Here is a 21,030-nt window from a genome sequence, read left to right on the forward strand (position 1 = left end):
TTGTCAGCGGTCAGCACCCGAGTACGCCTGATCGGCCGCTACCTCCTCTTGTCCCCGCCGCGCGGCGGGGCGCAGGGCGAACCCCAGCACAGCGGTCGCGACCAACCCGACGACCATGACCCAGACCGAGCCGACGTGCATGGCGTGGATGAACGCGCTGTCGGCGGCCCGGGCGAGCGCAGGCCGGCCGATCATCCCGGCCACGTGCCTGGCCTGCTCCGCAGAGACCCCGGCGGCATCGCGCAACGCGGGCGGGAGCCCGGCCAGCGAGGGTTCGACCGCGTCGCGGTAGGCGATCGACAGGATGGTGCCGCCCACAGCGATGCCGATCACGCTGCCCGCCTGCCGCGCGGTGTTGGTGACGGCCGACCCCGCGCCGGAGCGCTCCAGCGGCAGGCTGCTCAGCAGCGCCCCGGTCACCGGCGCCAGCACCATGCCCACGGCCAAGCCCTGCACCAGCAGCACGACCTCGATCCACAGCAGCGGCGTACCCAGGTCCAGCAGGGCAACCGCACCGAAGCTCAGCGCCGCCACCGCGATCGAGGGCAGCGCGACCGGGCGCAGCCCCCACCGCCGCACCAGGCGAGCACCCAGCGGCGCACCCACGACGGCACCGACCGCGGTCGGGAGGTTGGCCAGGCCCGCCTCCATCGGGGAGAAGCCCAGCGCGCCCTGCAGGTAGAACGCGTTCGAGAAGGTGACAGCGGCCACGCAGAACAGCAGCAGCGCCATCGCCGCGTTGCCCCCACCGAACACCCGCCGCACGAGCAGCCGCGGATCGAAACTGGGCTCCTGGACCCGCAGTTCGACGAGCACGAACGCGGCCAGCAGGACAACCCCACCCGCGATCGGCAACCACACGTCACCACGCCCCCAGTCGTCGACCTGCCCGGCGCGGATCAACCCGTAGGTCAGCGCGGCCAACCCGCTGATCGACAACGCGATCCCGGCCGGGTCCACCGACCGTTTCACAGGACTGCGGAAATCGGGCACCAGCAAGATGACCCCGGCCAACGCCACCACCACGACGGGCACGTTGACGACGAAGACCGAACCCCACCAGAAGTGGCTCAGCAACACCCCCGCCACCACCGGCCCCGCCGCCATCCCCACCCCGGTCGCCATCGAGGAAACAGCGATCGCCCCCGCCCGCCCCGGCCCGGTGAACGTCCAGAGCAGGATCGCGAAGTTGGCGGGCATGATGAGCGCGGCCCCCACCCCCATCCCGGCCCGAGCCGCGATCAACTGCCCCGCGCCACCCGCACAAGCCGCCCACACGGACGCCACCCCGAAGACGGAGAGCCCGACCACCAGCACGTTCCGGTGCCCGAAGCTGTCCCCCAGCGCCCCGGCGGTGAACATCAACGTCGCGAAGACCAGCGTGTACGCACCCGTCGCCCACTGGAGCTCGGCCGGGCCGGCCCCCAACCCCCGCACCGGGTCCGCGAGCGTCTCCAGGGTGGTGCTCAGGACGGTGTTGTCCAACCAGATCAACAGCGAACACACCATCAGGAAGGCGAGGATCAACCGCTGCCGCATTGCGGGCAGCATCGGAGGCGTGGTCATGGACACCTTTCGAATAGGCGAGAACCCGACCGACTCAAGCAGCCTCGGCAATCCGCTGTCAAGCTGGGAGAAATTCCTCCACAAGCTTGCGAAAAGCCCTCTGAATATGCCCTCGATGGGATTTGCGTGGAAGTCGAATCTGTGCCCTCGCCGGATTTGCGCGCCGATCGAAGATGTGCCCTCGGCTGTCTTCTTTGCGGGGGGTTTCGCGGCCTCCGGAGCAACGGGTCCTCTAGTGCGCCTCGCGTTCTGGGGCGGAACGGAAGGCGCAGCTTCTTGCAGGAGCGGTGCGGTGCCTCGTGCCTGAGCGATGGCTCATGAGATCGTCTAAGCCGGGGATGGTGCTGCTGCCAAGGGCCGTTGTCAGCTTGGCGACGGTTGCCGGTCGGGTGGATCGCCGTTCGCCGCGCTCGATGCGGCCAACGGTGTCGACGTCAACGCTCGCCGCTCCAGCTAGTTGCTCTTGAGAGAAGTTGTGAGCCTTTCGGCTGCGAGCCGAGCTGCTCGCCAAATCGTCGGCATGCCGGGCCTCTTTTCTCTGCTTGCACCGTGCAGGTTCTAGTCGGCGTCGCGCAAGGTCAGTTCGCCGGTTTGGACGGCGGTCAATGCCGCTTGGATACGTCCGAACAGTGCGGGGCTGGTCAGCTGCTCCGCTTGGGCCACGTCGTAGAGGCCAAGCGAGCGGACTTCGGGATCGACGGTCGGCAGCGCAGCGACTTCTTGCTCGGTGATCAGCCCACCATCGAACACGAAGGCCAAGCCCTCCGGCATGACGCCGCGGGTGTGAATGTGCTGGATGACCAGCAAGCGACCCAACGGACGGTCGATGCCGACTTCTTCGCGTACTTCACGGGCGGCGGTGGTCCAAGGCGCTTCCTCAGCCTCGACCACCCCGCCCGGGATCTCCCAGTCGGTCTTGTAGGTGGTCTCGATCAGGAGCACTCGGTCGGCCTGGTCGCGGAACAGCACGCCCGCCGCGGTGCGCTTGCGGTTGAGCGACGCGGCGTACTCGTCGAACGGCAGCAGGTCCAAAGCCACGCCCCAGAGGCTATCTCGTGCCCGCTTGCTACGGACACGACATCACGCCGGGCTATCTGGGCAAGTGGGTTCGGCTGTGCGACAACGACGAGTTGGTTACGCTGACCGTCAAGCGCGGACGGCGGCTTGGTGATCTGGTGGGCAACTTGACCTGTCGCAGCACGAGGGCAACGCCAGCCGGATGCCGCAGACGGGGATGAGTACCGACCTGGCCACGAGGAAAATCCCCGGTGCACCCAGCGGTGCGACGGGGGATTTCCTTGTTCTGACCTCAGCTCTTGCTCTTGATGCTGAGCGTTCGAGAATGCCAGGTCTGGTGCGCCTCCTCGACTCACTTACGAACCTGAGACAACCTCTGTTTCGGCTGTTCGAGATGGTGGGGTCTGGGGCGTTGGTGCTGGATGGTGGTGTGGAGGTCGACCGCGAGGAGCTGGTGGCTGCGGTGGTGGATCAGGTTGGTCTGGTGGAGTCGGGTTCGGTGCGGTTGGAGGTGGAGGAGAACCGGATGCTGTTACCGGAAGAGGTGGCGGAGTTGGTGCAGTCGTACAAGGCCGGGGCGACGCAGGCTGAGTTGGCACGACGATTTGGGGTGCACGACCAGACAGTGGGACGCCACTTGAAGCGGGTGGGTGTGCGGCTTCGGCCGGTCAGGGTGTTCGACGAGGCGCAGGAGCGTCGGGTGGTGAAGCTGTACGTCGAGGAGGGGATGGTCATGCAGGCGATTGCGAGGGTGATGGGGGTGAGCTACTCCGCGGTGCGCAATGTGTTGATTCGGTATGGGGTGAAACGGCGGCCTGCTAGCCCTCAATGAGCTACCGAGGTTCGCTGGCCCAGACGCCAGGAGGATGGATGCCAGTAGCTCGTGCGGAGGAGCACGGTCTTGGCTGAGCGCTTCAAGATGTGGAGTGATGACGTCCTTAACGGAGTGGCGAACGTCTTCGGCGACGCCCAGATGGGTCTGCCCGTTCCAGCTTGTCAGGTACTACAGCATCAATGAGCTGGCCGAACGACTCATAGCACCAAACTGGGCAGTCAGAACGGCCTCCTACTACCGCAATCTATGCATGATCCATGCAGGCCGATGGTCGGTGATGATTAGTTGACAATCCGTCATAGCATCGCCTTTGAAAGCCTGACTTCTCGGCCCTTGATCGAGGCAACGGGTTCTCGCTGCTGATACGACGGCTGTTGACAGCGACCAAGAGCAATGCGAGATACTCATGTACTGGCAAACCAGCCCGTCGCTCAAGGGCGATCTTGAGCGACGGGCAACCTCATCAAATTTATCCACACCCGTTGCGTATAAGTCTTCCGTTGCTCGTCTCTCCTCAAGCGTATGGATAAGGCTGTAGCAAAACTGGGCGAACGTCCCTCAGTTACGCGATTATGATTCGACGAGCATGGCGACTACTCGGGGTCGATGATGTCGAGCGGGGGAAGGCTGTCCACGATCTTCATCGTCTCGACGCTCACAGTCACGATCCGCTTGATCAGATCAATGATGTAGCGTGGATTACCGCATTCCTCTGCCCAGTCGTTCGGGTCATTGACAATGCCGGACAACTTATCCTTCTTGACCTGATATCGGTCTAGAATCCATTCGAGCGCCGAACGTGAGCCAATCATGTACCGATGAGTATCGTCAGGGATACCCGACAGCGTGAGCTGCGAGTTATAGACAATCTTAGATCGATCCTTAGTGGCTTTACCGTCAACCCGTGATCCCTTGGCGAAAACCATCTTCTGCACTCGCCAAGTGTCTCTATGAGCTTCTGCCTCTGCAACGCTCTCGTTCAACGGGTAAGGGTCCACGGTCTCGTAACCGAGATGAAGCCGGGAAAGCTCTCGTCCTGCTTCCGAGAATGGGTAGAAGGCCGTCACCATTGGAATGTGCGGGACGAGCTTCTTCAGATCCGAAGCATACACTTCCCGATATTCACGAGAGTGAAGCAAGCCGTAAACATAGTAAAAAATGTCATCGATACTCACCGAAGAGCCGTACGCCTTGCGATAGGTCTGCAAGGTTGCATCATGCATGTTATCGATCCGACGGTATTCTTGATCTTCTGCGACATCGAAACCCAACTGTCCATCGGATCCTGTTCGCTCGAAAAGGTACCGCGGAAAGATGCTTCCACCACTCCCAGCGCCAGTAACGTGCCTATCGGGTACAGCATCGACCATCAGCACCGAGAACGGGACATCCGATCCAGTGCCCACAATATAGAAACCAAGGTTGGATGTGTCTCTGTCAGGAAAAACTTGCGCGAGCTGATAGGTCCTATTGATTAGAGTAGGGTCGCGGTAAACATGGGTGCGCATAAAAGGCCGATACATCGCGACCGCATAAGACTCTTCGTTAACAGCCATCTTTCGGCCACTCGTAAGCATCTTCAGTGGCGCTACGTCCCAGCTGAACTTGACTGGATCGCGATCAACAAAGGTGCCCGCAGAGCCAGCCCCTAGGCCGGACTTCCCGAATCGATCCACCTCAGAGTTAAAGAAGCGAACCGACCGTTGCACGTTCTTCTTGAGGCTATACTGGGAGAAGTTGTACGCCCAGGCATCCCGACTAGTATTGAGACCCCCGGAGTTGACGCGCATCATGGCGATCCCGTCTTTGGACGTCAATGGGGTAAACTTCGTATAATCGCCTCGCCTTTGATTGATCCAATCTCCGTACTCGTTCGGTTGGATCATTTTCCATTCGATATTACCTAGAAGATTGCTGTTCACGATTTCAAGCTTCTGTTCACGTGATAGACAGTCGCCAATATCACGGTAATACAGCGTTGCGGGAACGCCGTTGTCCTTCTGTTCGGTCTTGATCAGAAAAACGATCGCAACCGTCGCCCGGCTTCCCCCGCCAAAGATCTTGCCCCCTTCTTTGCGCGATAGTTCGCCCGCCGTACGCTGGTTGCCACGTAGATTGTAGACGTAAATCTTGTCAAACTCGCCGATCAGACATTTTCTCAGGCCGTCGGCCGCGTTAGAATCAACGAAGCCGCCGTTGGAAACAAAAGAGACAATCCCGCGATTACCGACACGATCAGACGCCCATCGGATTGCCCGAATGTAGGAATCGTATAGTGAGTTCTTTAGCTTCGCAGATGAGTTCCTACCGTAAGACCTTTCGATTCTTGCGTCAAGCGTCGGATACTTCAGGTTCGCATTATCGTCGTTCGCGCTCGTTTGTCCTGCCGAGTACGGCGGGTTCCCGACAATCACCCTAATGTCGGTCGCCTTCTGACGAACGACGCGATCGTTGTTCCGCGTGAACACCTCGGCGTCGAGGGTGTCGTCGTTCTCGTGCATTTGAAAAGTGTCGGTGAGGACAATTCCCTCAAACGGCAAGTACTCGCTGGTTCCTTCCTGCTTCAGACCGTGGAACGTAGCTTCAATGTTGACCGCGGCTACGTAGTAGGCAAGCAAATTGATCTCGTTGGCGTGCAACTCCTGGGTGTACTTGTGCAGGAGGTTGCCCGGACTGATGATGCCGGACTGCAACAGCCTCACGATGAAGGTCCCTGTGCCCGCAAAGGGATCAAGCACATGGACGCCCGCGTCGTTGAGCGACGCGCCGAACTCGGTGTCGAGAAGGTGCTCGACCGACCGGAGGATGAAGTCGACGATCTCGATCGGGGTGTAGACGATGCCGAGCGACTCGGCCGCCTTTGGGAAGGCGTTCTTGAAGAACTTCTCATAGAGTTCGGTGATGATGCGTTGCTTGCCCTCGGCGTTGTCAATTCCTTCGGCTCGCATCCGTACCGAGTTGTAAAACTTGTCGAGACTCTCGCTCTCCTTTTCGATGCCCTGGTTGTCTAGGGCATCGAGCATGTCTTGCATGACCAGCGAGACGGGGTTGTGTTGCGCGAAGGCGTAGCCCTCGAAGAGAGCATCGAACACCGGCTTGGTGATAATGTGTTGCGCCAGCATCTCGATGGCGTTGTTGCGGGTAATGCCATCATTCAAATTGCCCCGCAGGCCAGCGTGGAACTTCTCGAACTTGGGATGGATACCAAGCGAGTCGTCATCGAGAAGCGCCTTGATCCGGGTGATGTGCGCCTCGGCGATCTTGGCGATGTCGCGGGCCCAATCCTCCCAGTACGCTTTCTCTCCCACCTTTGTGACGATCTTGGCGTAGATCGCGTCGCGCCACTCGTCCGACCAGGCCAAGGCAAGTTGGGTCTGCCGATCCACGTTGTCGGTCCGGCGCTCCTGATCGTCAAACCCGATGCCGATGACCTGAAGCTTGTCGTCACGGTTTCGGTTCAGCTCGATCTTGTTAATCATCGCGTTGAAGCGCTCGTCGTGCGCACGGAGCGCCTGAAGCACCTGCCAGACGACTTTGTACTTCTTGTTGTCGGCGAGCGCCACCTCGGGCGGCATGTCCACGGGTACGCCGATAGGCAGAATGACGTATCCGTACTTCTTGTCGGTCTCCCTGGATAGCCGCATAACACGGCCAACCGACTGCACGACGTCAACGACGGAGTTTCGTGGGTTGAGGAAGAGTACTGCATCGAGCGCGGGCACGTCGACGCCCTCGGAGAGGCAGCGGGCGTTAGTGAGAATTCGGCACTCGTTCGTCCCGGCATCCTGGTCTGCCTTCAGCCAGTCGAGACGGCGATTGCGCTCCAAGACATTGAAGGTGCCGTCGACGTGTTGCGCTTGGAGGACCAACGGGTCGTCCTCGTCGCTGTCCTGCCCCATCTGCTCACCGACTACTTCGAGCATTTGAGCAACGCGCTGGGACACCGCAATGTTTTCGGCGAAGGCCACGGCTCGGCGCATCGGCTCGGCATCGACGTGAAGACGTTGCTCATCGAGGCCGCGCTTAGCCAAGCCATTCCAGCATCCAACCAGCTTGGCCACGTCATCGAGCTTCAGCTCATTGTTCTCGTCGGCGAGCAGCGACTGAAACTGCCGGGACACCTTGCTCTCGTCGACAGCCAGAACTAGCACCTTGTAGTCGCTGAGCAGGCCACGGTCGACCGCCTCGCCGAAACCGAGACGATGGAACTCTGGACCGTAATCTTCGATCTTGTTCATGTCGGTGACCAGCGCTGCGGACTCGGCAGCCTTCACGCGCGTCTCATCGCGGTAGATCCGCGGTGTCGCAGTCATATAGAGCCGCTTCTTGGCCTTCAAGAACTTCTGGTCATGCACACGCACGAAGGCCGACTCGTCCTCACCGGCAAGCGTGACACCGGTAGTCCGATGCGCCTCGTCGCAGATGACCATGTCGAACGCGCCGAGGCCCGCTGCTTGAGCATCGGCCACCACCTGAATCGACTGGTAGGTCGAAAAGATGACGGTCATTTTGCCCGTGGGCGAGGTCCGACCCAAGCGCTGCAGCAGCTTCGCGGCGTTGGTGGTGGCGGGCTCGGCGAGGTCGACGACACCCATGTCCTCGGTCTGTTTGCGGCCAACGCGGACGTCGGAGCAGACGGCGAACGGGCGTAGCTCGACCGCGGCCTCCTGCGTCCACTCTCGGAGGGTCTGGGACAGCAGCGAGATCGACGGGACGAGGAAAAGCACGGTGCCGTCGGAGCCGACCGCCTCCTCGGCGATCTTCAGCGACGTGAACGTCTTGCCGGTCCCGCAGGCCATGATGAGTTGGCCGCGGTCGTGGTGCTCGAACTTCTCGATGACCGTATCGAGCGCTTCTTGCTGGTGTGGGCGTAGCGACTTCGACTTGCGCGTCGGCATGACCGAGGGGGTCGCCAATGAGTACCTCGACCAGTCAACGACTGACTCACTCAAGATCGAAACATCAAGCCGCTGGGTCGGGACTTGCTGGTCAGCGAGCGCCTCTTCAGCGTTCTTAGACCACTTGTCGCTGGTCGATACGATGATCCGGCGTGTGAAGCCGATCTTGCCCGAGGCAGTGAAGAACGAGTCGATGTCGCTCTTCTGCACACTGTGGTGCGGCGCGTAGAACTTGCACTGGATCGCGGTGCGCTCTCCGGTTTCCCGGCTCACCGCCACCAGGTCGATGCCTGTGTCCGGCCTACCGTCACGCCCAGGCCACTCCGACCACAACCAGACGTCGCTGAACTGCAGGGCCCACTCCGGGTCGGCTCGGAAGTACCCCTGCATCAGACGCTCGAACTTCTCACCCTTGTCTCGCTCGTCCAAGGCGCTGGCACGGAGCTCGTGGAGGATGTCGTGGATCGTCGTGGACATGGACGCATCATGCCGCAAGTCTGTGACAGCGTTGGTCATACGGGTCTCCCCGGCGGCTCGGTCAGATCTGAGCCCCTCCCTGCCCTCCTTGGATCCACTGTCGGACTTCGGCCTGTTCGTCGTCGGTCAGCGCCATCTGCGCATCTGCTGCCAGCTTGAGCATGCTGTCGGCAAACTGGCTCGCCAGCACGTTGGCATCCCACTCGGGAGTGGTCCACGAGATCCCGTTGTAGCTGTAGTTCACAAGCACGAAGTGCACGGCCTGGCGAGAGACTGTCTCCCCCCGTTCAGCGCAGATGTCCCGGGCGGCACGTTCCACTGCGACTTGCCCGCTGCCAGCCATGCTGCGCGCATCTCCTGCCAGAACGTCGAACAAGCACGTGTAGGCCGAAGTCGGCAGCAGCGGTGCCCTCACCACGTGGTTGATCCGTCGTGCTACCTCCGGCACGTCAACGGCCGACGCCTCGACCTCAGGTGGGGTGTGCCGCGTTGGATCGAAGAGCCAACCAGGGCTCCTACCAATCGCGACTTGCAGGTGCTCGTCCACGATGCCAGCGACAAACTTTCCGAAGCTGCCCGACCCCGCCCAGGCGGTCGTGTCGACTGCTGAACCTGCCACCTTACGAACTTCGTGTGCGGCCTTGGCCATCGCAATCGGCGACTTGGACTCAGCGACAAGGTCACGAACGATGGACTGGATCTTTGTGTGCAGCGCATCGTCAGGAGAGTCGTGGTCAGGCTGCTTGATTGTCGCAGCTTCCGGTTCGGCCTCTGGTTCACCAAGTCCGAGTGCCTCGTCCAAGAAAATCACGTCCGGGATAGCGAAGTCACAGGCCGCGTGCATGGCCGCCGCCGCAGGGTTGGCCGTAAGAATCGCGGACCGCCTGTCGTGTTCGCGCAGCCGCTGGAGCACGGGCGTGAAGTCCGCATCAGCCGAGAGAACGATGAATTCGTCGTAGTACACGGGATGGGTAAGTGTATCTAGGATGTCGAGCACCATATGGATGTCAGCGCTGTTCTTGCCCATCGAGGTAAGAGAGGGGCAATCCACCACCCGGAAGCCGGCTCTGGTAAAATATACCCGATACTTGCCGGAACGTGCCGGATCAAGATAGCAGATCCGACGCAGCAGTTTTCGCGGCTGCTCCTCTGCGTCGATCATGAGTGGGCCTAGGGAGTTCTCAAGCCAGTCCACCCACAAGCCGGGTTGGGTAGCGAATCTATGCCCGGCCTCGGCGCTCGACGTGGTAAGTCCGATATGAATGTTCTCAAAGTCGACAAATAGTGCAGCGCGTCGGTAAGCGATATCTGGATGGTTGCTCATATATCCCTCATCTGTGGGTAGGGTCGGCTTCAACTGGATACCTTCGGCAAGGCTTGAGCTATCGTTACATGCTCACACCTCGTTCGGGCGGAGAGTGCGTTGACTGTAACGGGGACTGCAGGCCAACGATGCACCACTGAACGACCTACCAGAGGGTGGCGATTGTGACAATCGGAGCTGATGACGAGCTTGCGACACGGGCTCGTGAGTTCCATGACGAGATGCTTGACGGCTACCGATACCTGGTCCGCACGATCAGGTACACGGCGAAGTCGTTCCTACACATGCTGACCATGCAGGGGGGTGTCGACACGGCGAAGACCCTGTTGCGGGGGACGAGTACCTCGGACGGCTTCGTCAGGCTCTGGGAGGAGAACATGCTGGCCCACAGCGTGGAGGCGTCGGTCATCAAACCCCAGTACGAACTGCTCTTCACCGATCAGGAACGACGTACCGCTCAGATGCGACTCCAGGCCCACGGCTTTGATGTCGAGGGCTTCCTTCGCTCCCTCAACTGATCGTGTCCGGCGCAGTGCTCCGTGCTTAGATCTGCACCGGACCGTCGATTCATGAGGAAGCGATACAGGCCGAAACGCTGACGCCGCAAAGACTCTTCGAACCGCAGGCGCGTTACATCATCCCGGTGTTCCAACGCCCCTACGTGTGGTCGGTCGAGAAGCAGTGGGAACCGCTGTGGGATGACGTTCGGGCGGTGCCGAGGAACTCTTGGATGGTGGCAGAACGAGTCCACGAACACCGGTGGCGACGGTTCGCTGAGCACGTCCGGCGGCTGCGTCGGAGGAACCTGGACCTACCGCGGTATGTACGAGTCGGCTGGCCGCACGTCGGTCAGTACCGAGTCCCGGATCAGCTGCTGATCCCAACTGGCCTTGGATCGGCTGAGCAGCCAGTAGACACGGGCGAGCCTGGCGGGCCTACGCGGCCCAGGCTCGCCCGTGTGCTGATCCACCAGCATCAACCACGGAGCGTGGTTCAGTCGAGCTGCAAATGCCCAACCGCTCGTCTGCTCAGCACCGGCACTTACCAATCGCCACCCGATCGTGCCTCCCCTCCTCCCGCAGGCTGGACCCGCAGAACCAGCCCACACGGAGGGAGACCGCCATGACCAACCAGCAGCCGCTCGTCTACTCGGTGCACCAGACCGCCAGCCAGCTTGGTGTTGACCCAGCCACGCCCTACCGGGCGATCCGGGAGGACGCCTTCCCTGCTCTCAAGATCCGTTCCCGTTACGCCGTACCGACCAAGGCTATGGAGATGCTGATGGACGAGGCGGTCGACCGAGGTGGCCTGGTAGACGTGGCCGAGCTGGTGCGGCAGCGCCGGGATGAGAAGGAGCTCAACCGTTTGTCGCCTGGTTGGCGCCGGTGAGCGACACGTCTCCAGCGGTTCGTCGGGTCGATACTGACGCCTCGGCGGCCTCGAGCTGGCAGGGCAAGCAGTTCGGCCAGCGTGAGCGGCTGGAGCTCGCTAAGCCGCCCTTGGTCGATCTGACACTGGCCCGGCAGGTGATCGCCCGATTGGGGATCACGGCCCAGGACTTGCTCCTGGCCGAGGACACCGAGGCGGCGGTACCGACGATCGCCGAGTTCATCCCGGTGGTCTCGGCCGCGGTCAGCCCGAACACCCGCAAGGTCTACGTCTACTACTGGCGCAAGATCGAGGAGCGCTGGGGCGACCGGCGCTTGGACCAATTGCTGCCGAGCGAGATCAAGGAGTTCTCCTACGAGCTCCGCACCAAGGTCGTCCAGCGGCGCAACGCCCGCGGCGGCCTGTCGACGTCGGAGCACCTGATCGGTGCCCTGCGCTGCCTGTACCACCACGCCGTGCTGGACGGGGTAATCCCGCAGCGGCACAACCCGGCGATCCGGGTCAACAAGCCGCGGCGGCAGCCCAACGACCGCCGGGCGCTGTCGGCCGGGATGCTGGCGGTGATCCGCTCGGTGGCCTCGGAGTCGGGCAACGACCCGGAGCTGGACCTGCTGATCATCGACCTGCACTGGGAGACGGCTGCCCGTCGACAAGGGGGTACCAACCTCCAGGTCGACGAGTTGGACCCGGAGAACTGCGTAGTCGGGCTTCGGGAGAAGGCCGGGAGCTTCCGCTGGCAGCCTGTGTCTCCTTCCCTGATGCGCCGTCTGGTCAAGCATGTCGAGTCCCGGCCGGGGATCACGAACAAGGTGTTGCGCTACCGGGATGGCAGGCCGATCACGTACCGGCGCTACGACTACATCTGGCGACGGATGGCTCAGCAGGTACCTGCGGTGGCCAACGAGCACATCTCGACGCACTGGCTGCGCTACACCACCTTGACCTGGGTAGAGCGGCGCTTCGGGTTCGGGGTGGCCCGAGCCTTCGCCGGGCATCAGACCCCGAGGCCGTTCGACAGCTCGGTGACGACGACCTACATCCGGGCAGGGCTAGACGAGGTGGCGGTAGCGCTAGCGGCGATGACGGGGGAGGGGCATCCGCTGACCAGCACCGATGGCCGACCCGGATGACAGCTGGAATCTGTGCTGGATATTTGACATGGCTTCTGCAACCTGTCACGATCTCCGAGTGACCAAGTCGTCCCTGATGACGCGCGAGCAGGCCGAGCTCGCCCTTGCCGATCACGTCGGTGTGCTGAACAAGTGCTTCGAGCTCGCTTGGAAGCGCTGGTGCGAGTGGCTTCATGACTTGCCAGGGTCACCTGCGGATGTGACTGCCAATGCCCGCGCGCAGACCTTGCACGGGTTCATCGTGGCCGAGGTGCGTCGGAGCATGTCCGGCCGCGAGGGCGTACAGGTGTTCCACAAGAACGGCTTGTGGCTAGTGCGGATTCAAGATCGTCTTGTCATCCGGTTCAAGAAGTTTCGGAACGGCGCCTACAAGACCTCGTCCAATGTCAATCAGCAAAGCATTGCCTTCGACTCGCAGCAGCTTTCGCTTGAAGCTGGCTTGCTGACGCAGATGACCCATCTAGTGATGGGCTACTTGCTCGACGAGGTCGAGACCTCAATGAAGACTGTAGCTGTCACGTGCGTGGTCGATGGGAAGCACTACTGGGCCCCCATTGAGCTTTCCACCACAACGGGTGACCAAGGCGCGACAATTCTCGGCGGACCCGCTAAGGTTGACCCCACTGCCGCCAAGCCCCGTGTACGCAGCAAGGGGCGTAAGAGGAAGCTAGAGGAGTAGCATGAACCCGCGCATGCTGACAACGGCTCGGGATGCGCAAGGGCTCACGCAGAAAGAGCTTGGTGAGGCGTGTAGAATCCCGCAATCGCGCTTGAGTAAGGCAGAGTCTGGAATCGTTGAACTGACGTCAGACGAGTTGCAACGTTTGGCGAAGCGACTTGACGTAACAGTTGCCCTTCTGAGTTGGTCCGATGAAGTGCATGGCTTTGGTAGCGCCAGCTTCTTTCATCGCAAGCAGCAAAGCTTGAGTCAGAAGACTCTGCGAAAGATTCAAGCCCAGGTCAACTTTTTGCGGATGAGATTGCAACGCCTCTACCAGGGTATCGAAGTAGACGCAGATCGTGCTATCCCTAGCATGAACCCCGACGAACACGACGGCCCTGAAGAAGTTGCGCGAAGGCTCAGGGCCTACTGGCAACTTCCTATGGGCCCTGTTGGCAACATGGTCAATGCCATTGAAAATGCTGGTGGCGTCATTTTTCGTAACGACTTCGGCACCCATCGCATCAACGCGATTAGCGTATGGCACCCGGGCGCCCCTGCGCTTTTCGTCGTGAACTCAACCTTGACTCCGGAGCAGCAGCGATTCGTACTTGCTCACGAACTCGGCCATATGGTGATGCATGAGGGTTTTCCGCCTCGCGATTACGCTGAACGTGAGGCAGATCGGTTCGCCGAAGAGTTCTTGATGCCTGCTGCCTCGGTGACAAGCGATCTACGAGGCATTGACCTAAAAAGGGCCGCCACGCTCAAGCCGTACTGGAAAGTTTCAATGCAGTCTCTGATACTGCGGGCGGAACATCTAGGTCTCATCAACTCCGGGCGCTGCCGTAGTCTTCATGCCTATATGAACAAGCTTGGTTATCTGCCAGTCGAGCCGTTTCCGGTTGAACGTGAAGAACCGAGTGTGCTTGTTGATATGGTGCAGGTTCATCTAGACGACCACGAGTACACTACAAAAGAACTTGCAGACGTGCTAGGAATGCCCCGAAACAAGATGCTGGACGACTTTACGAAACGAGGTCAGCGGCCTCTCCGAGTCGTGAGTTAGAGAGCGGAAAACCGTCGCTGCATACAAACCGGATGGACTCACGACGAGGTAGAGATTTGTTTGTTATTGGACAGAAGAATCTTTCCTGTCGGCTGCGCGCTTCTTCGTTCGCTTGATCCGCGAGAGGTAGACTAATCCGTCGCAGAGTTCGAGAGTGACATCGTAGAGCCACCCGTTGCCATCATCAAGCACCACGCGGGCTTGGCCCTCTGCGTCTAGGTCTGTCTCGACAACCTGGAGTTGATCCACGGGCGTGTCGTAGCGGCTGGCCACTAGCCACCGTGTGCGTTCAATTGCCTCGTGCTCATTCAGGTCGGTCTCAATCATGCCGGGGTGCTCAGCTTTGAGCCTAACCGCCATCTCTTTGGAAACAATCTTGAGAAGATCCCACGCTGCGCTGGTTGCCGCCCAGGTAGAGATGCCAAGCAGGATCTCATAGGTCGCCGAGTCTGCGCCCCAACTGGTGCGGTTCTCCGTGGAGGTTAGGATATACGGCGCGCTGCCCAGTTCAGAGTTGGTACTGAGCGGGATGGACTCTACCTTGCGTAGCAGCCAGTCCGGGGTCCAAGCGGCCCCGTGCGAGATTACGATCCATTGCTCAAGGTGCTCCAGCGCCGATGGGTTATCCATCGGCGTGACGACGATCTGCACCTGATCGGCGTAGCCGCGGTGCTCAGCCCACTGCTCATCTGACATTTGGTAGCTCATGGCTTCTTTCTACCCGTAACCCACACAAACGCCACCCCGCTTTGTGCCAGCACCCAGCCGTCGAACCCGATGTCCACCCGTGCCGCGGTGGCCGTGCTGTCGGTGCGCTCGATGCGGACCGGCTGGGCTCCGGCGATGTAGTCGAGCGTGGTGACGTGCTGGATGCCGGTGCCGTCGTAGTCAAGGTGGATGCGGAGGTTGTGGCTTGGTTGGTTGAGGTTCAGGTAGAGGACGTTGCCGCGTTGCTGGACCAGGATGCGGTAGGTGTAGCTCAGGACGACTTCCCTGCCCGCGGTGGTGCCGAGGTCGGCGGTGAAGACCTGTCCCTGCTTGCGGCGGCTGCGGCGTACGGGACGGGTTTTGCCATCGACGGCCAGGTGCTGGACGTCGAAGGTGTCCCTGGAGCTGGCATCCAACTCGGAGAACCAGACCGAGGCCACGGTGGGGTCGTTCAGGAGGGTGCGGTACTCGTCGAGGTCGGAGACGCAGGCGAAGCGCAGCACCGGCGTGGCTGGGGTGACGCGGTACTCCCAGCGGATGGTGGCCTCGAAGAAGTCGGCTGAGCTGGTTGCGTTCCGCGGTGTCCAGGGGCGTAGTGACACGGAGATGGAAACGTCGTGCCAGCGTTCCTCGGTGGTGCCGAGCTGGAACTGGAGGTCGCGGTAGGCGTCGGCTGCCAGGGCTGGGTTTCCGAGCCGGAGTCCGAGGGCGTTGACCGCCAAGCGGTCGAGGGTTTCAGGTGAGGCAACCTGCTTCAGGGCCTCTGGCCTGAAGGCGAGGCTGTCCAGGACAGCATCGCGGATGGCGGGGGCTTCCTGCCGGACGGCACTGCGCATGAGCTCGGCCTGGCGACGTTCACTGACGCCGTCGACGACGATCTGCACGATGACCGACAGCAGGCCGCCTTGGAGGGCGGCTGAACCAAGGTCGCGCACCCAGCTGGCGTTGGTGTAGCTGCCGACGACGAGGCCGAGGATGCCCGCGGCTACCAAGCTGACCCCGATGAGGAGCATCTTGGCGCGGTAGAGCTGACGGAGCAGGTCGAGCATGTTCAAGATCAAGTATACGACTATCCTGGTTGCCTGACCAGCACGAACGCCCTGGCCGGTGGGGTTGGCCAGGGCGTTCGCGGTGTTCGGAAGGTGGTGCGTGCGGGTTAGCGGCTGCCGCCGCCGGTGCCCCCGCTGCCGCCGCCTCCACCGTTGTTTTGCCTGCTCATGGGCCACGTCCCTTCTCTTGGTGGGTGGTGACGCCTCTCGACACGACAGACGATATCCGATTTTGGGATATTGACCAAGGGGGCAGTGCGCTGGGCGGGTGGACAAGTCCATCTACTCGGCGGAGTACCAGCAGCTGTGCCAGCTGCTGCGGCGTCTCCGCCTCGAGGCTGGACTGACGCAGGTGCAGGTGGCTGAACGGCTCGGGGAGCCGCAGTCGTTCGTGAGCAAGTACGAGTCCGGCGAGCGGCGACTGGACGTGGTGGAGCTGCGGTATGTGGCGGAGGCGGTTGGTTCTACCATCGACGAGGTAGTTGCCAGCCTAGACAAGTAGTCGAGTTCGACTACTTCTTGCTAAAATCAACAAATCCAGGAGCGCCGACACGGAGCACTGAGCCGTCATCTTTGATAGTTACCATGAGAATTGCATCGTCAACTGAATAGTAGCCATATTGGTCACCATAATATGGCGAACTTCCGAAGGAATATTCTATCCGCTTCAGTGATTGTCGTGTCTTTAATCCTCTACAGTCGACTGCACTGTTGGTTTTGGTGCAATACCTATACGCCGATTGCATTGCTATATCTTCTAAATTAGCTTGAGGTAGCTTCCTGGGCAAATTTGCCCAGGACCAAATGACTACACCTGAGAGCGCCACTAAAAGTGTTACAATCATCCATACGAACTTCTTGCTAATTGATCGTACCACTTTCATGTATACTTATACTACCACTAATGTAATTCTTGTAAACCTGTGCGGTATCGGGCGTCGGTAGAGCATTTACCGCAACCCCACCAAGATAGCCTATCCAGGTTGAAACCTCGGGTCCGAGTTCCCGTGCCGGTCGTCCGGTCAGGAGGGCGGTATCGAAGTCGTAATCATCGGCAGACGGCGACGAGACCGATCCCGTGAACTCCCAAGAGTTTCCACTAATAGTCAACGTTCCTGTGGGTGCCACGGATATCGGACTTCCGATGATCGACTTGCCCAGAGTGTCTGGCGTAAGCAAGATCCTTCCGTTATCTCCTAGGCTGGCCGGAGTGACACTGTAAGTGCCATCAGTAAGAGAGTTGCTCTTGATGTAGGGTACCAAGATGTCGGCCAGAGACCCCGCCGTCCAGTTGAAGCTGTTTATGTTCGTAACAGTGTCCCTACCGCTTCCGAACAGGTAGTTAAGGTAGTAGCCAACTGGCCATGTCAGCTTGGCCGCTTTATCCAACAGGGTTGGTGTGACTGGAGCGTCACTTGCGGCATCTCGCAGCTTGCATGTTGCATCATTGGCGGCGTCGAAAAGTTCACGACGCGCTCGCACTACCTTGTCGACTGCTTGACGGCGTAGTTCCAGGCCAGGGTCGTTAAGGAGGCGTGAAGTGAATACAGTTCCGGTGAACGATATTCCGGTGGAGTCTTTTGGCACACCGGCGGGCAGCAGTCCCGATGCTTCGGTCTTCGCTACGCCCTCTTTCCACAAAGCAATAGCCTCGGCAGCTTCCTTCTGCGCCCAATCAAGAGTATGGGCGTACTCGTCGAGTGTTTTCGCCGCGCTGTCGAATCGGTCGCTTGCCGTCAGCCACCGCTTCGGCTGATGGTCGAAGCAACCTCGGAATCTAACGGCCGCTGGACCTTCCCACTCTCCAGCATCCACCACTTTGAGTCCGGCGCCGATTGCATCCAAGTCGGCAGCGCGCCTCTTCACGGCCCGCACGGAATTCCAGATAGAACCGGGGTTTCCGGGGAAGATGTCTGTGGCCTTCTTGGCTTTGGACAATTCAAACTGTACTGCAGGATTCTCGTTCACGGCTGATCTCCACCGAGGTTGTTCACAGCTTCTTGCTCGGCTTGTCGATAAGCTTCGGCTGTCTCGTGCAGATTGACGGCGATCGTGCCTGCGTCTTGCAGAAGGCTATTGAGACCGCGACTCCACCGATCGAAGAATTCTTCAGCTGCGGCCGCAAGTTCAGCATGACCGAGGTCGGCTTCAGACGGATCGAGCCCGTCGGTGGGTTGTTCAGCTACTTGCTTCACCAAGTCGACGATGCTGCGTCCAGCCTCAGTCAGTTGGTCGACGTTGACTGTATAGCCCTCGCTCAAGACTGCTCACCCCACGGGTTGGTCAGCGGGTACCTAGTGACCAAACGATGGCAAGGACAGATGGTTACCGCCAGCCTGGCGGATCTTTATCCGCGGTCCGAATCCCGCTGGCAGCGCCGCGAACCGCTCTACCTGTCGCCGGGTGGCCTCGTCCACCAAGCCGCGCATCACCGACTTGCCCAGCGGTTGGCGGGGACGCTAGTCCGGGGCGAGTCGCCTGGCTTCATCGAGATGTACGAGTGCTACTTGGCCCTGGTGAAGCTGGGCTGCGGCTTGGGCTGGGTGGGAACTGGTGTCGGCTTCCCAGAAAGCAGGGACGTTCCCCGCGGAAGCGGGGGCCGTCTCCGCTCCAGCGTAGGTCCCCATCCGGCATGCCGGGCCGTACTGGTTCAGCGATCTGCTGCAGCGCCGCGCCTGTTCCCCAGCGATCTCGCCTAGCGAGTGCCACCAGCACCACCACGAACCACCTTCGGCAAGATGCCTCCTGACACCCCGCGCGGACACAGGAGCGACATGGCGCAGATCAAGGCGGTCTTCTTCGACGTCGGTGAGGTGCTGGTGGACGAGAGCCGCGAGTACGGCACCTGGGCCGACTGGCTGGGGGTGCCCCGGCACACCTTCTCGGCGGTCTTCGGGGCGGTCATCGCCCGCGGCGGCGACTACCGGGACACCTTCCAGGTGTTCCAGCCGGGCTTCGACTTGGCGGCCGAGCGGGAGCGGCGGGCGGCGGCTGGGCAGCCGGAGTCGTTCGGCGAGGAGAACTTGTACCCGGATGTCCGCCCGTGCCTGGCTGCCCTGCGGGAGCAGGGGCTGCGCGTCGGCATCGCCGGGAACCAGACGGCGCGGGCCGAGGGCATCCTGCGCGAGTTGGCGTTGCCGACCGACGTGCTGGGCACCTCGGACAGCTGGCAGGCGGAGAAGCCGTCGCTGGCCTTCTTCGAGCGGGCCATCGCGGAGGCAGGAGTCCCGGCGGCGTCACTGCTCTACGTCGGTGACCGGCTGGACAACGACGTCCGCCCGGCCCAGCAGCTCGGGATTGCCACTGCCCTGCTACGCCGCGGGCCCTGGGGCCACATCCTGTCCGACGCCGAGGTCGAGGCACGCTGCTTGTTCAAGCTGGACAGCCTGGCCGAGCTGCCGGAACTCGTGGCCAAGCACAACCAGGACCAGACGGCCTAGGACTCAGCGGCTGGTGCCAGCGCCTGGACCCGTTCGTCAAGTTCGGCCAGGTACGGCGTGGCCGTCAGGGCGGTCCGCAACGCTGGCACCCGGTCGAGGGCGGCGGCGTACCAGGAGGTGTTCAGGGCGTCACAGGCGCCGTGCACCGCGGCCAGCGCGTGCTCGGCGTCGGTGGCGGCGCGGGCAGCAGCCAGGTCGAACAGCAGCACCGACCGCTGCTTGGACTCGGCGTCGGCCAGTCCGGAGATTGCCGCCTCCAAGCGGATGGCAGCTTGGTCGTGCTGTCCACCGAGCAGCAGGGCATTGCCTGCGAAGCCGTCGAGGCGGGCGCTGTTGTAGAAGTCGAGCCAGACCGGGTCCTGGCCGTCGCTGGCTAGGGCGTCTTCGGCTAGCCGGATGCGGCTGAGGCTGTCGCTGGCACGGCCGGTGCGCGCCAGCAGCTCGGCCTGCACGCAGTACAGCCAGCTCTTGAGCTGCGGGCTGGTGGTGTAGCGCAGGTGAGCGGTGGCGGCGTCGAGATGGGCGTCGGCTTGGGCACCATCGCCAGCGAACCCCGGCACGAAGGCCTGGTGGGCGGCGACAGCGGCAGCCAGGGCGTGGTCCTCGGCCAGGGCGGCGGCCTTCTCCGCTACCTCGAAGGCCTGGGCCGCCAACGGCAAACGCTGCAGGTCGAAGAAGGCCAGCCGGGCGGTCAGCAGCGCCGACTCGGCGACGGCAGCAGCCAGACGCCTGGTGGTGTGGTCGCGGCCGACGCGGCTGTCGAGCAGGTCTTGGCCGAGCTGGGCGTGGGCGGCGACCGAGGCCACCAGCTCCTGGGGCGTGCTGCGCCAGTACAGCTGTCGGTGGGCGGCGGTGATCTCGCTGTAGGCGTCGACCGAGCGCGGGTCGAGCTGGACGCTGGCTGCACCGCGGAGTGCTGGCAGACCGGACGGCTCCCCGACGCCGTGGCGGACCAGCGACACCAGGCTGGTGTCGAGCAGGCTGCGCCCGCGCTTCCCCTCGAACAGCGCCATCACGACCTCCCTCACGATCGACTCCACCATACGTTCGGGTGAACCGGAAGCGAGTGGTGACGGGCTCAGCGGCAAGGGGTGCAGCGCCAGCTCGTCGGCGGTCAGCAGGCCGAGTTCGCTGGCGGGCAGCCCGAACAGCAACACCAGGTGCTTGCGGAAGCGCGGCTCGGGCCAGCGGTCACCGGACTCCCAGCGGCGCACGGTTTCGGCGGTCAGCCCGGACTCCGCCTCGAAGCAGGCGGCCATGCTCTGCTTGATCTGGGCGACCAGCTCTTCCCTGCTCCAGCCACGTTGCAGTCGTTGCCAGGCCAGCTGGGTGTTGGGGGCGTACTTGGCCATGAGCCCTCCTTGGCGCCGCACACACCGGACGACGGCGAGCTTACGGCCGTAGCTGCTGCCCGCCGCCCGCTTGGAGGCCAATGGCGGGGTGGTGGCGGGGAGCTGGCAGGTACGT

General features: G+C 61.8%; 18 protein-coding genes. 8 read left to right on the forward strand and 10 right to left on the reverse strand.

The window, feature by feature from the left end:
• Positions 1–3 precede the first annotated feature (3 nt).
• The 3 genes from BJP25_RS31515 to BJP25_RS31525 form a co-directional block, all read right to left on the reverse strand.
• On the reverse strand, positions 4–1,617 hold the full coding sequence (locus tag BJP25_RS31515; RefSeq protein ID WP_233158369.1) for an MFS transporter: 1,614 nt from the start codon (positions 1,615–1,617) through the stop codon (positions 4–6).
• A 181-nt stretch (positions 1,618–1,798) separates the two neighbouring features.
• A complete protein-coding gene (locus BJP25_RS31520) occupies positions 1,799–2,077 on the reverse strand; it encodes a helix-turn-helix domain-containing protein (RefSeq protein WP_075978715.1) in 279 nt (92 codons plus the stop codon).
• Positions 2,078–2,124: 47 nt separating this feature from the next.
• Positions 2,125–2,604 (reverse strand): NUDIX hydrolase, encoded by a 480-nt coding sequence (locus tag BJP25_RS31525; RefSeq protein ID WP_332888648.1) that lies wholly within the window; start codon positions 2,602–2,604, stop codon positions 2,125–2,127.
• Positions 2,605–2,908: 304 nt separating this feature from the next.
• Here BJP25_RS31525 and BJP25_RS32935 point away from each other — a divergent pair, with 304 nt between their 5' ends.
• Positions 2,909–3,415: a helix-turn-helix domain-containing protein gene (locus BJP25_RS32935; RefSeq protein ID WP_143219415.1), complete on the forward strand. Its 507-nt coding sequence runs from the start codon at positions 2,909–2,911 to the stop codon at positions 3,413–3,415.
• 596 nt (positions 3,416–4,011) lie between these two features.
• On the opposite strand, the gene BJP25_RS31535 is transcribed toward BJP25_RS32935, so the two are convergent.
• Positions 4,012–8,793, reverse strand: a complete 4,782-nt coding sequence (locus BJP25_RS31535; RefSeq protein ID WP_075978794.1) for a DEAD/DEAH box helicase — start codon at positions 8,791–8,793, stop codon at positions 4,012–4,014.
• A gap of 61 nt (positions 8,794–8,854) precedes the next feature.
• Positions 8,855–10,117 (reverse strand): NYN domain-containing protein, encoded by a 1,263-nt coding sequence (locus BJP25_RS31540; RefSeq protein WP_075978716.1) that lies wholly within the window; start codon positions 10,115–10,117, stop codon positions 8,855–8,857.
• Positions 10,118–10,338: 221 nt separating this feature from the next.
• Here BJP25_RS31540 and BJP25_RS31545 point away from each other — a divergent pair, with 221 nt between their 5' ends.
• The 5 genes from BJP25_RS31545 (at position 10,339) to BJP25_RS31570 (ending at position 14,366) form a co-directional block, all read left to right on the forward strand.
• The gene (locus BJP25_RS31545) at positions 10,339–10,635 is read left to right on the forward strand and encodes a hypothetical protein (RefSeq protein ID WP_084794856.1); all 297 of its coding nucleotides are present in this window, start codon (positions 10,339–10,341) and stop codon (positions 10,633–10,635) included.
• A gap of 604 nt (positions 10,636–11,239) precedes the next feature.
• Entirely contained in the window at positions 11,240–11,506 is a 267-nt protein-coding gene (locus BJP25_RS31555) for a hypothetical protein (RefSeq protein ID WP_075978719.1), read from the forward strand.
• Positions 11,503–12,636: a tyrosine-type recombinase/integrase gene (locus tag BJP25_RS31560; protein ID WP_233158370.1), complete on the forward strand. Its 1,134-nt coding sequence runs from the start codon at positions 11,503–11,505 to the stop codon at positions 12,634–12,636. Before BJP25_RS31555 ends, BJP25_RS31560 begins: the two co-directional genes overlap by 4 nt.
• A 58-nt stretch (positions 12,637–12,694) precedes the next feature.
• Positions 12,695–13,315, forward strand: a complete 621-nt coding sequence (locus BJP25_RS31565; protein WP_143219416.1) for a hypothetical protein — start codon at positions 12,695–12,697, stop codon at positions 13,313–13,315.
• Position 13,316: 1 nt separating this feature from the next.
• A complete protein-coding gene (locus BJP25_RS31570) occupies positions 13,317–14,366 on the forward strand; it encodes a helix-turn-helix domain-containing protein (RefSeq protein ID WP_075978721.1) in 1,050 nt (349 codons plus the stop codon).
• Positions 14,367–14,429: 63 nt separating this feature from the next.
• On the opposite strand, the gene BJP25_RS31575 is transcribed toward BJP25_RS31570, so the two are convergent.
• Positions 14,430–15,074, reverse strand: coding sequence for a hypothetical protein (locus BJP25_RS31575; RefSeq protein ID WP_075978722.1), 645 nt, complete (start codon positions 15,072–15,074; stop codon positions 14,430–14,432).
• Positions 15,071–16,123 carry a hypothetical protein gene (locus BJP25_RS31580; protein ID WP_075978796.1) on the reverse strand — a complete coding sequence of 351 codons (1,053 nt, stop codon included), beginning with the start codon at positions 16,121–16,123 and terminating at the stop codon, positions 15,071–15,073. Before BJP25_RS31580 ends, BJP25_RS31575 begins: the two co-directional genes overlap by 4 nt.
• Positions 16,124–16,391: 268 nt before the next feature.
• Here BJP25_RS31580 and BJP25_RS31585 point away from each other — a divergent pair, with 268 nt between their 5' ends.
• Positions 16,392–16,625: a helix-turn-helix domain-containing protein gene (locus BJP25_RS31585; protein ID WP_075978723.1), complete on the forward strand. Its 234-nt coding sequence runs from the start codon at positions 16,392–16,394 to the stop codon at positions 16,623–16,625.
• A gap of 359 nt (positions 16,626–16,984) precedes the next feature.
• Here BJP25_RS31585 and BJP25_RS33865 read toward each other — a convergent pair whose 3' ends face one another.
• Entirely contained in the window at positions 16,985–18,091 is a 1,107-nt protein-coding gene (locus BJP25_RS33865) for a putative T7SS-secreted protein (RefSeq protein ID WP_143219417.1), read from the reverse strand.
• Positions 18,088–18,384, reverse strand: coding sequence for a hypothetical protein (locus BJP25_RS33870; RefSeq protein ID WP_143219418.1), 297 nt, complete (start codon positions 18,382–18,384; stop codon positions 18,088–18,090). Before BJP25_RS33870 ends, BJP25_RS33865 begins: the two co-directional genes overlap by 4 nt.
• A gap of 513 nt (positions 18,385–18,897) precedes the next feature.
• Between BJP25_RS33870 and BJP25_RS31595 the strand changes: the two genes are divergently transcribed.
• Positions 18,898–19,563: an HAD family hydrolase gene (locus tag BJP25_RS31595; RefSeq protein ID WP_075978725.1), complete on the forward strand. Its 666-nt coding sequence runs from the start codon at positions 18,898–18,900 to the stop codon at positions 19,561–19,563.
• Here the strand turns inward: BJP25_RS31595 and BJP25_RS31600 are convergent.
• Positions 19,560–20,915: a helix-turn-helix domain-containing protein gene (locus BJP25_RS31600; RefSeq protein WP_075978726.1), complete on the reverse strand. Its 1,356-nt coding sequence runs from the start codon at positions 20,913–20,915 to the stop codon at positions 19,560–19,562. The two genes, BJP25_RS31595 and BJP25_RS31600, sit on opposite strands and share 4 nt — an antisense overlap.
• Positions 20,916–21,030 lie beyond the last annotated feature (115 nt).

Source organism: Actinokineospora bangkokensis (assembly GCF_001940455.1).
Classification (GTDB): Bacteria; Actinomycetota; Actinomycetes; order Mycobacteriales; family Pseudonocardiaceae; genus Actinokineospora; species Actinokineospora bangkokensis.

What these genes read in the sequence shown, in the direction of transcription:
- BJP25_RS32935 (WP_143219415.1), top strand. Translation starts at nt 2,909, where the DNA reads ATGCCAGGTCTGGTGCGCCTCCTCGACTCACTTACGAACCTGAGACAA.
- BJP25_RS31535 (WP_075978794.1), bottom strand. Translation starts at nt 8,793, where the DNA reads ATGTCCACGACGATCCACGACATCCTCCACGAGCTCCGTGCCAGCGCC.
- BJP25_RS31540 (WP_075978716.1), bottom strand. Translation starts at nt 10,117, where the DNA reads ATGAGCAACCATCCAGATATCGCTTACCGACGCGCTGCACTATTTGTC.
- BJP25_RS31545 (WP_084794856.1), top strand. Translation starts at nt 10,339, where the DNA reads ATGCTTGACGGCTACCGATACCTGGTCCGCACGATCAGGTACACGGCG.
- BJP25_RS31555 (WP_075978719.1), top strand. Translation starts at nt 11,240, where the DNA reads ATGACCAACCAGCAGCCGCTCGTCTACTCGGTGCACCAGACCGCCAGC.
- BJP25_RS31570 (WP_075978721.1), top strand. Translation starts at nt 13,317, where the DNA reads ATGAACCCGCGCATGCTGACAACGGCTCGGGATGCGCAAGGGCTCACG.
- BJP25_RS31575 (WP_075978722.1), bottom strand. Translation starts at nt 15,074, where the DNA reads ATGAGCTACCAAATGTCAGATGAGCAGTGGGCTGAGCACCGCGGCTAC.
- BJP25_RS31580 (WP_075978796.1), bottom strand. Translation starts at nt 16,123, where the DNA reads ATGCTCGACCTGCTCCGTCAGCTCTACCGCGCCAAGATGCTCCTCATC.
- BJP25_RS31595 (WP_075978725.1), top strand. Translation starts at nt 18,898, where the DNA reads ATGGCGCAGATCAAGGCGGTCTTCTTCGACGTCGGTGAGGTGCTGGTG.
- BJP25_RS31600 (WP_075978726.1), bottom strand. Translation starts at nt 20,915, where the DNA reads ATGGCCAAGTACGCCCCCAACACCCAGCTGGCCTGGCAACGACTGCAA.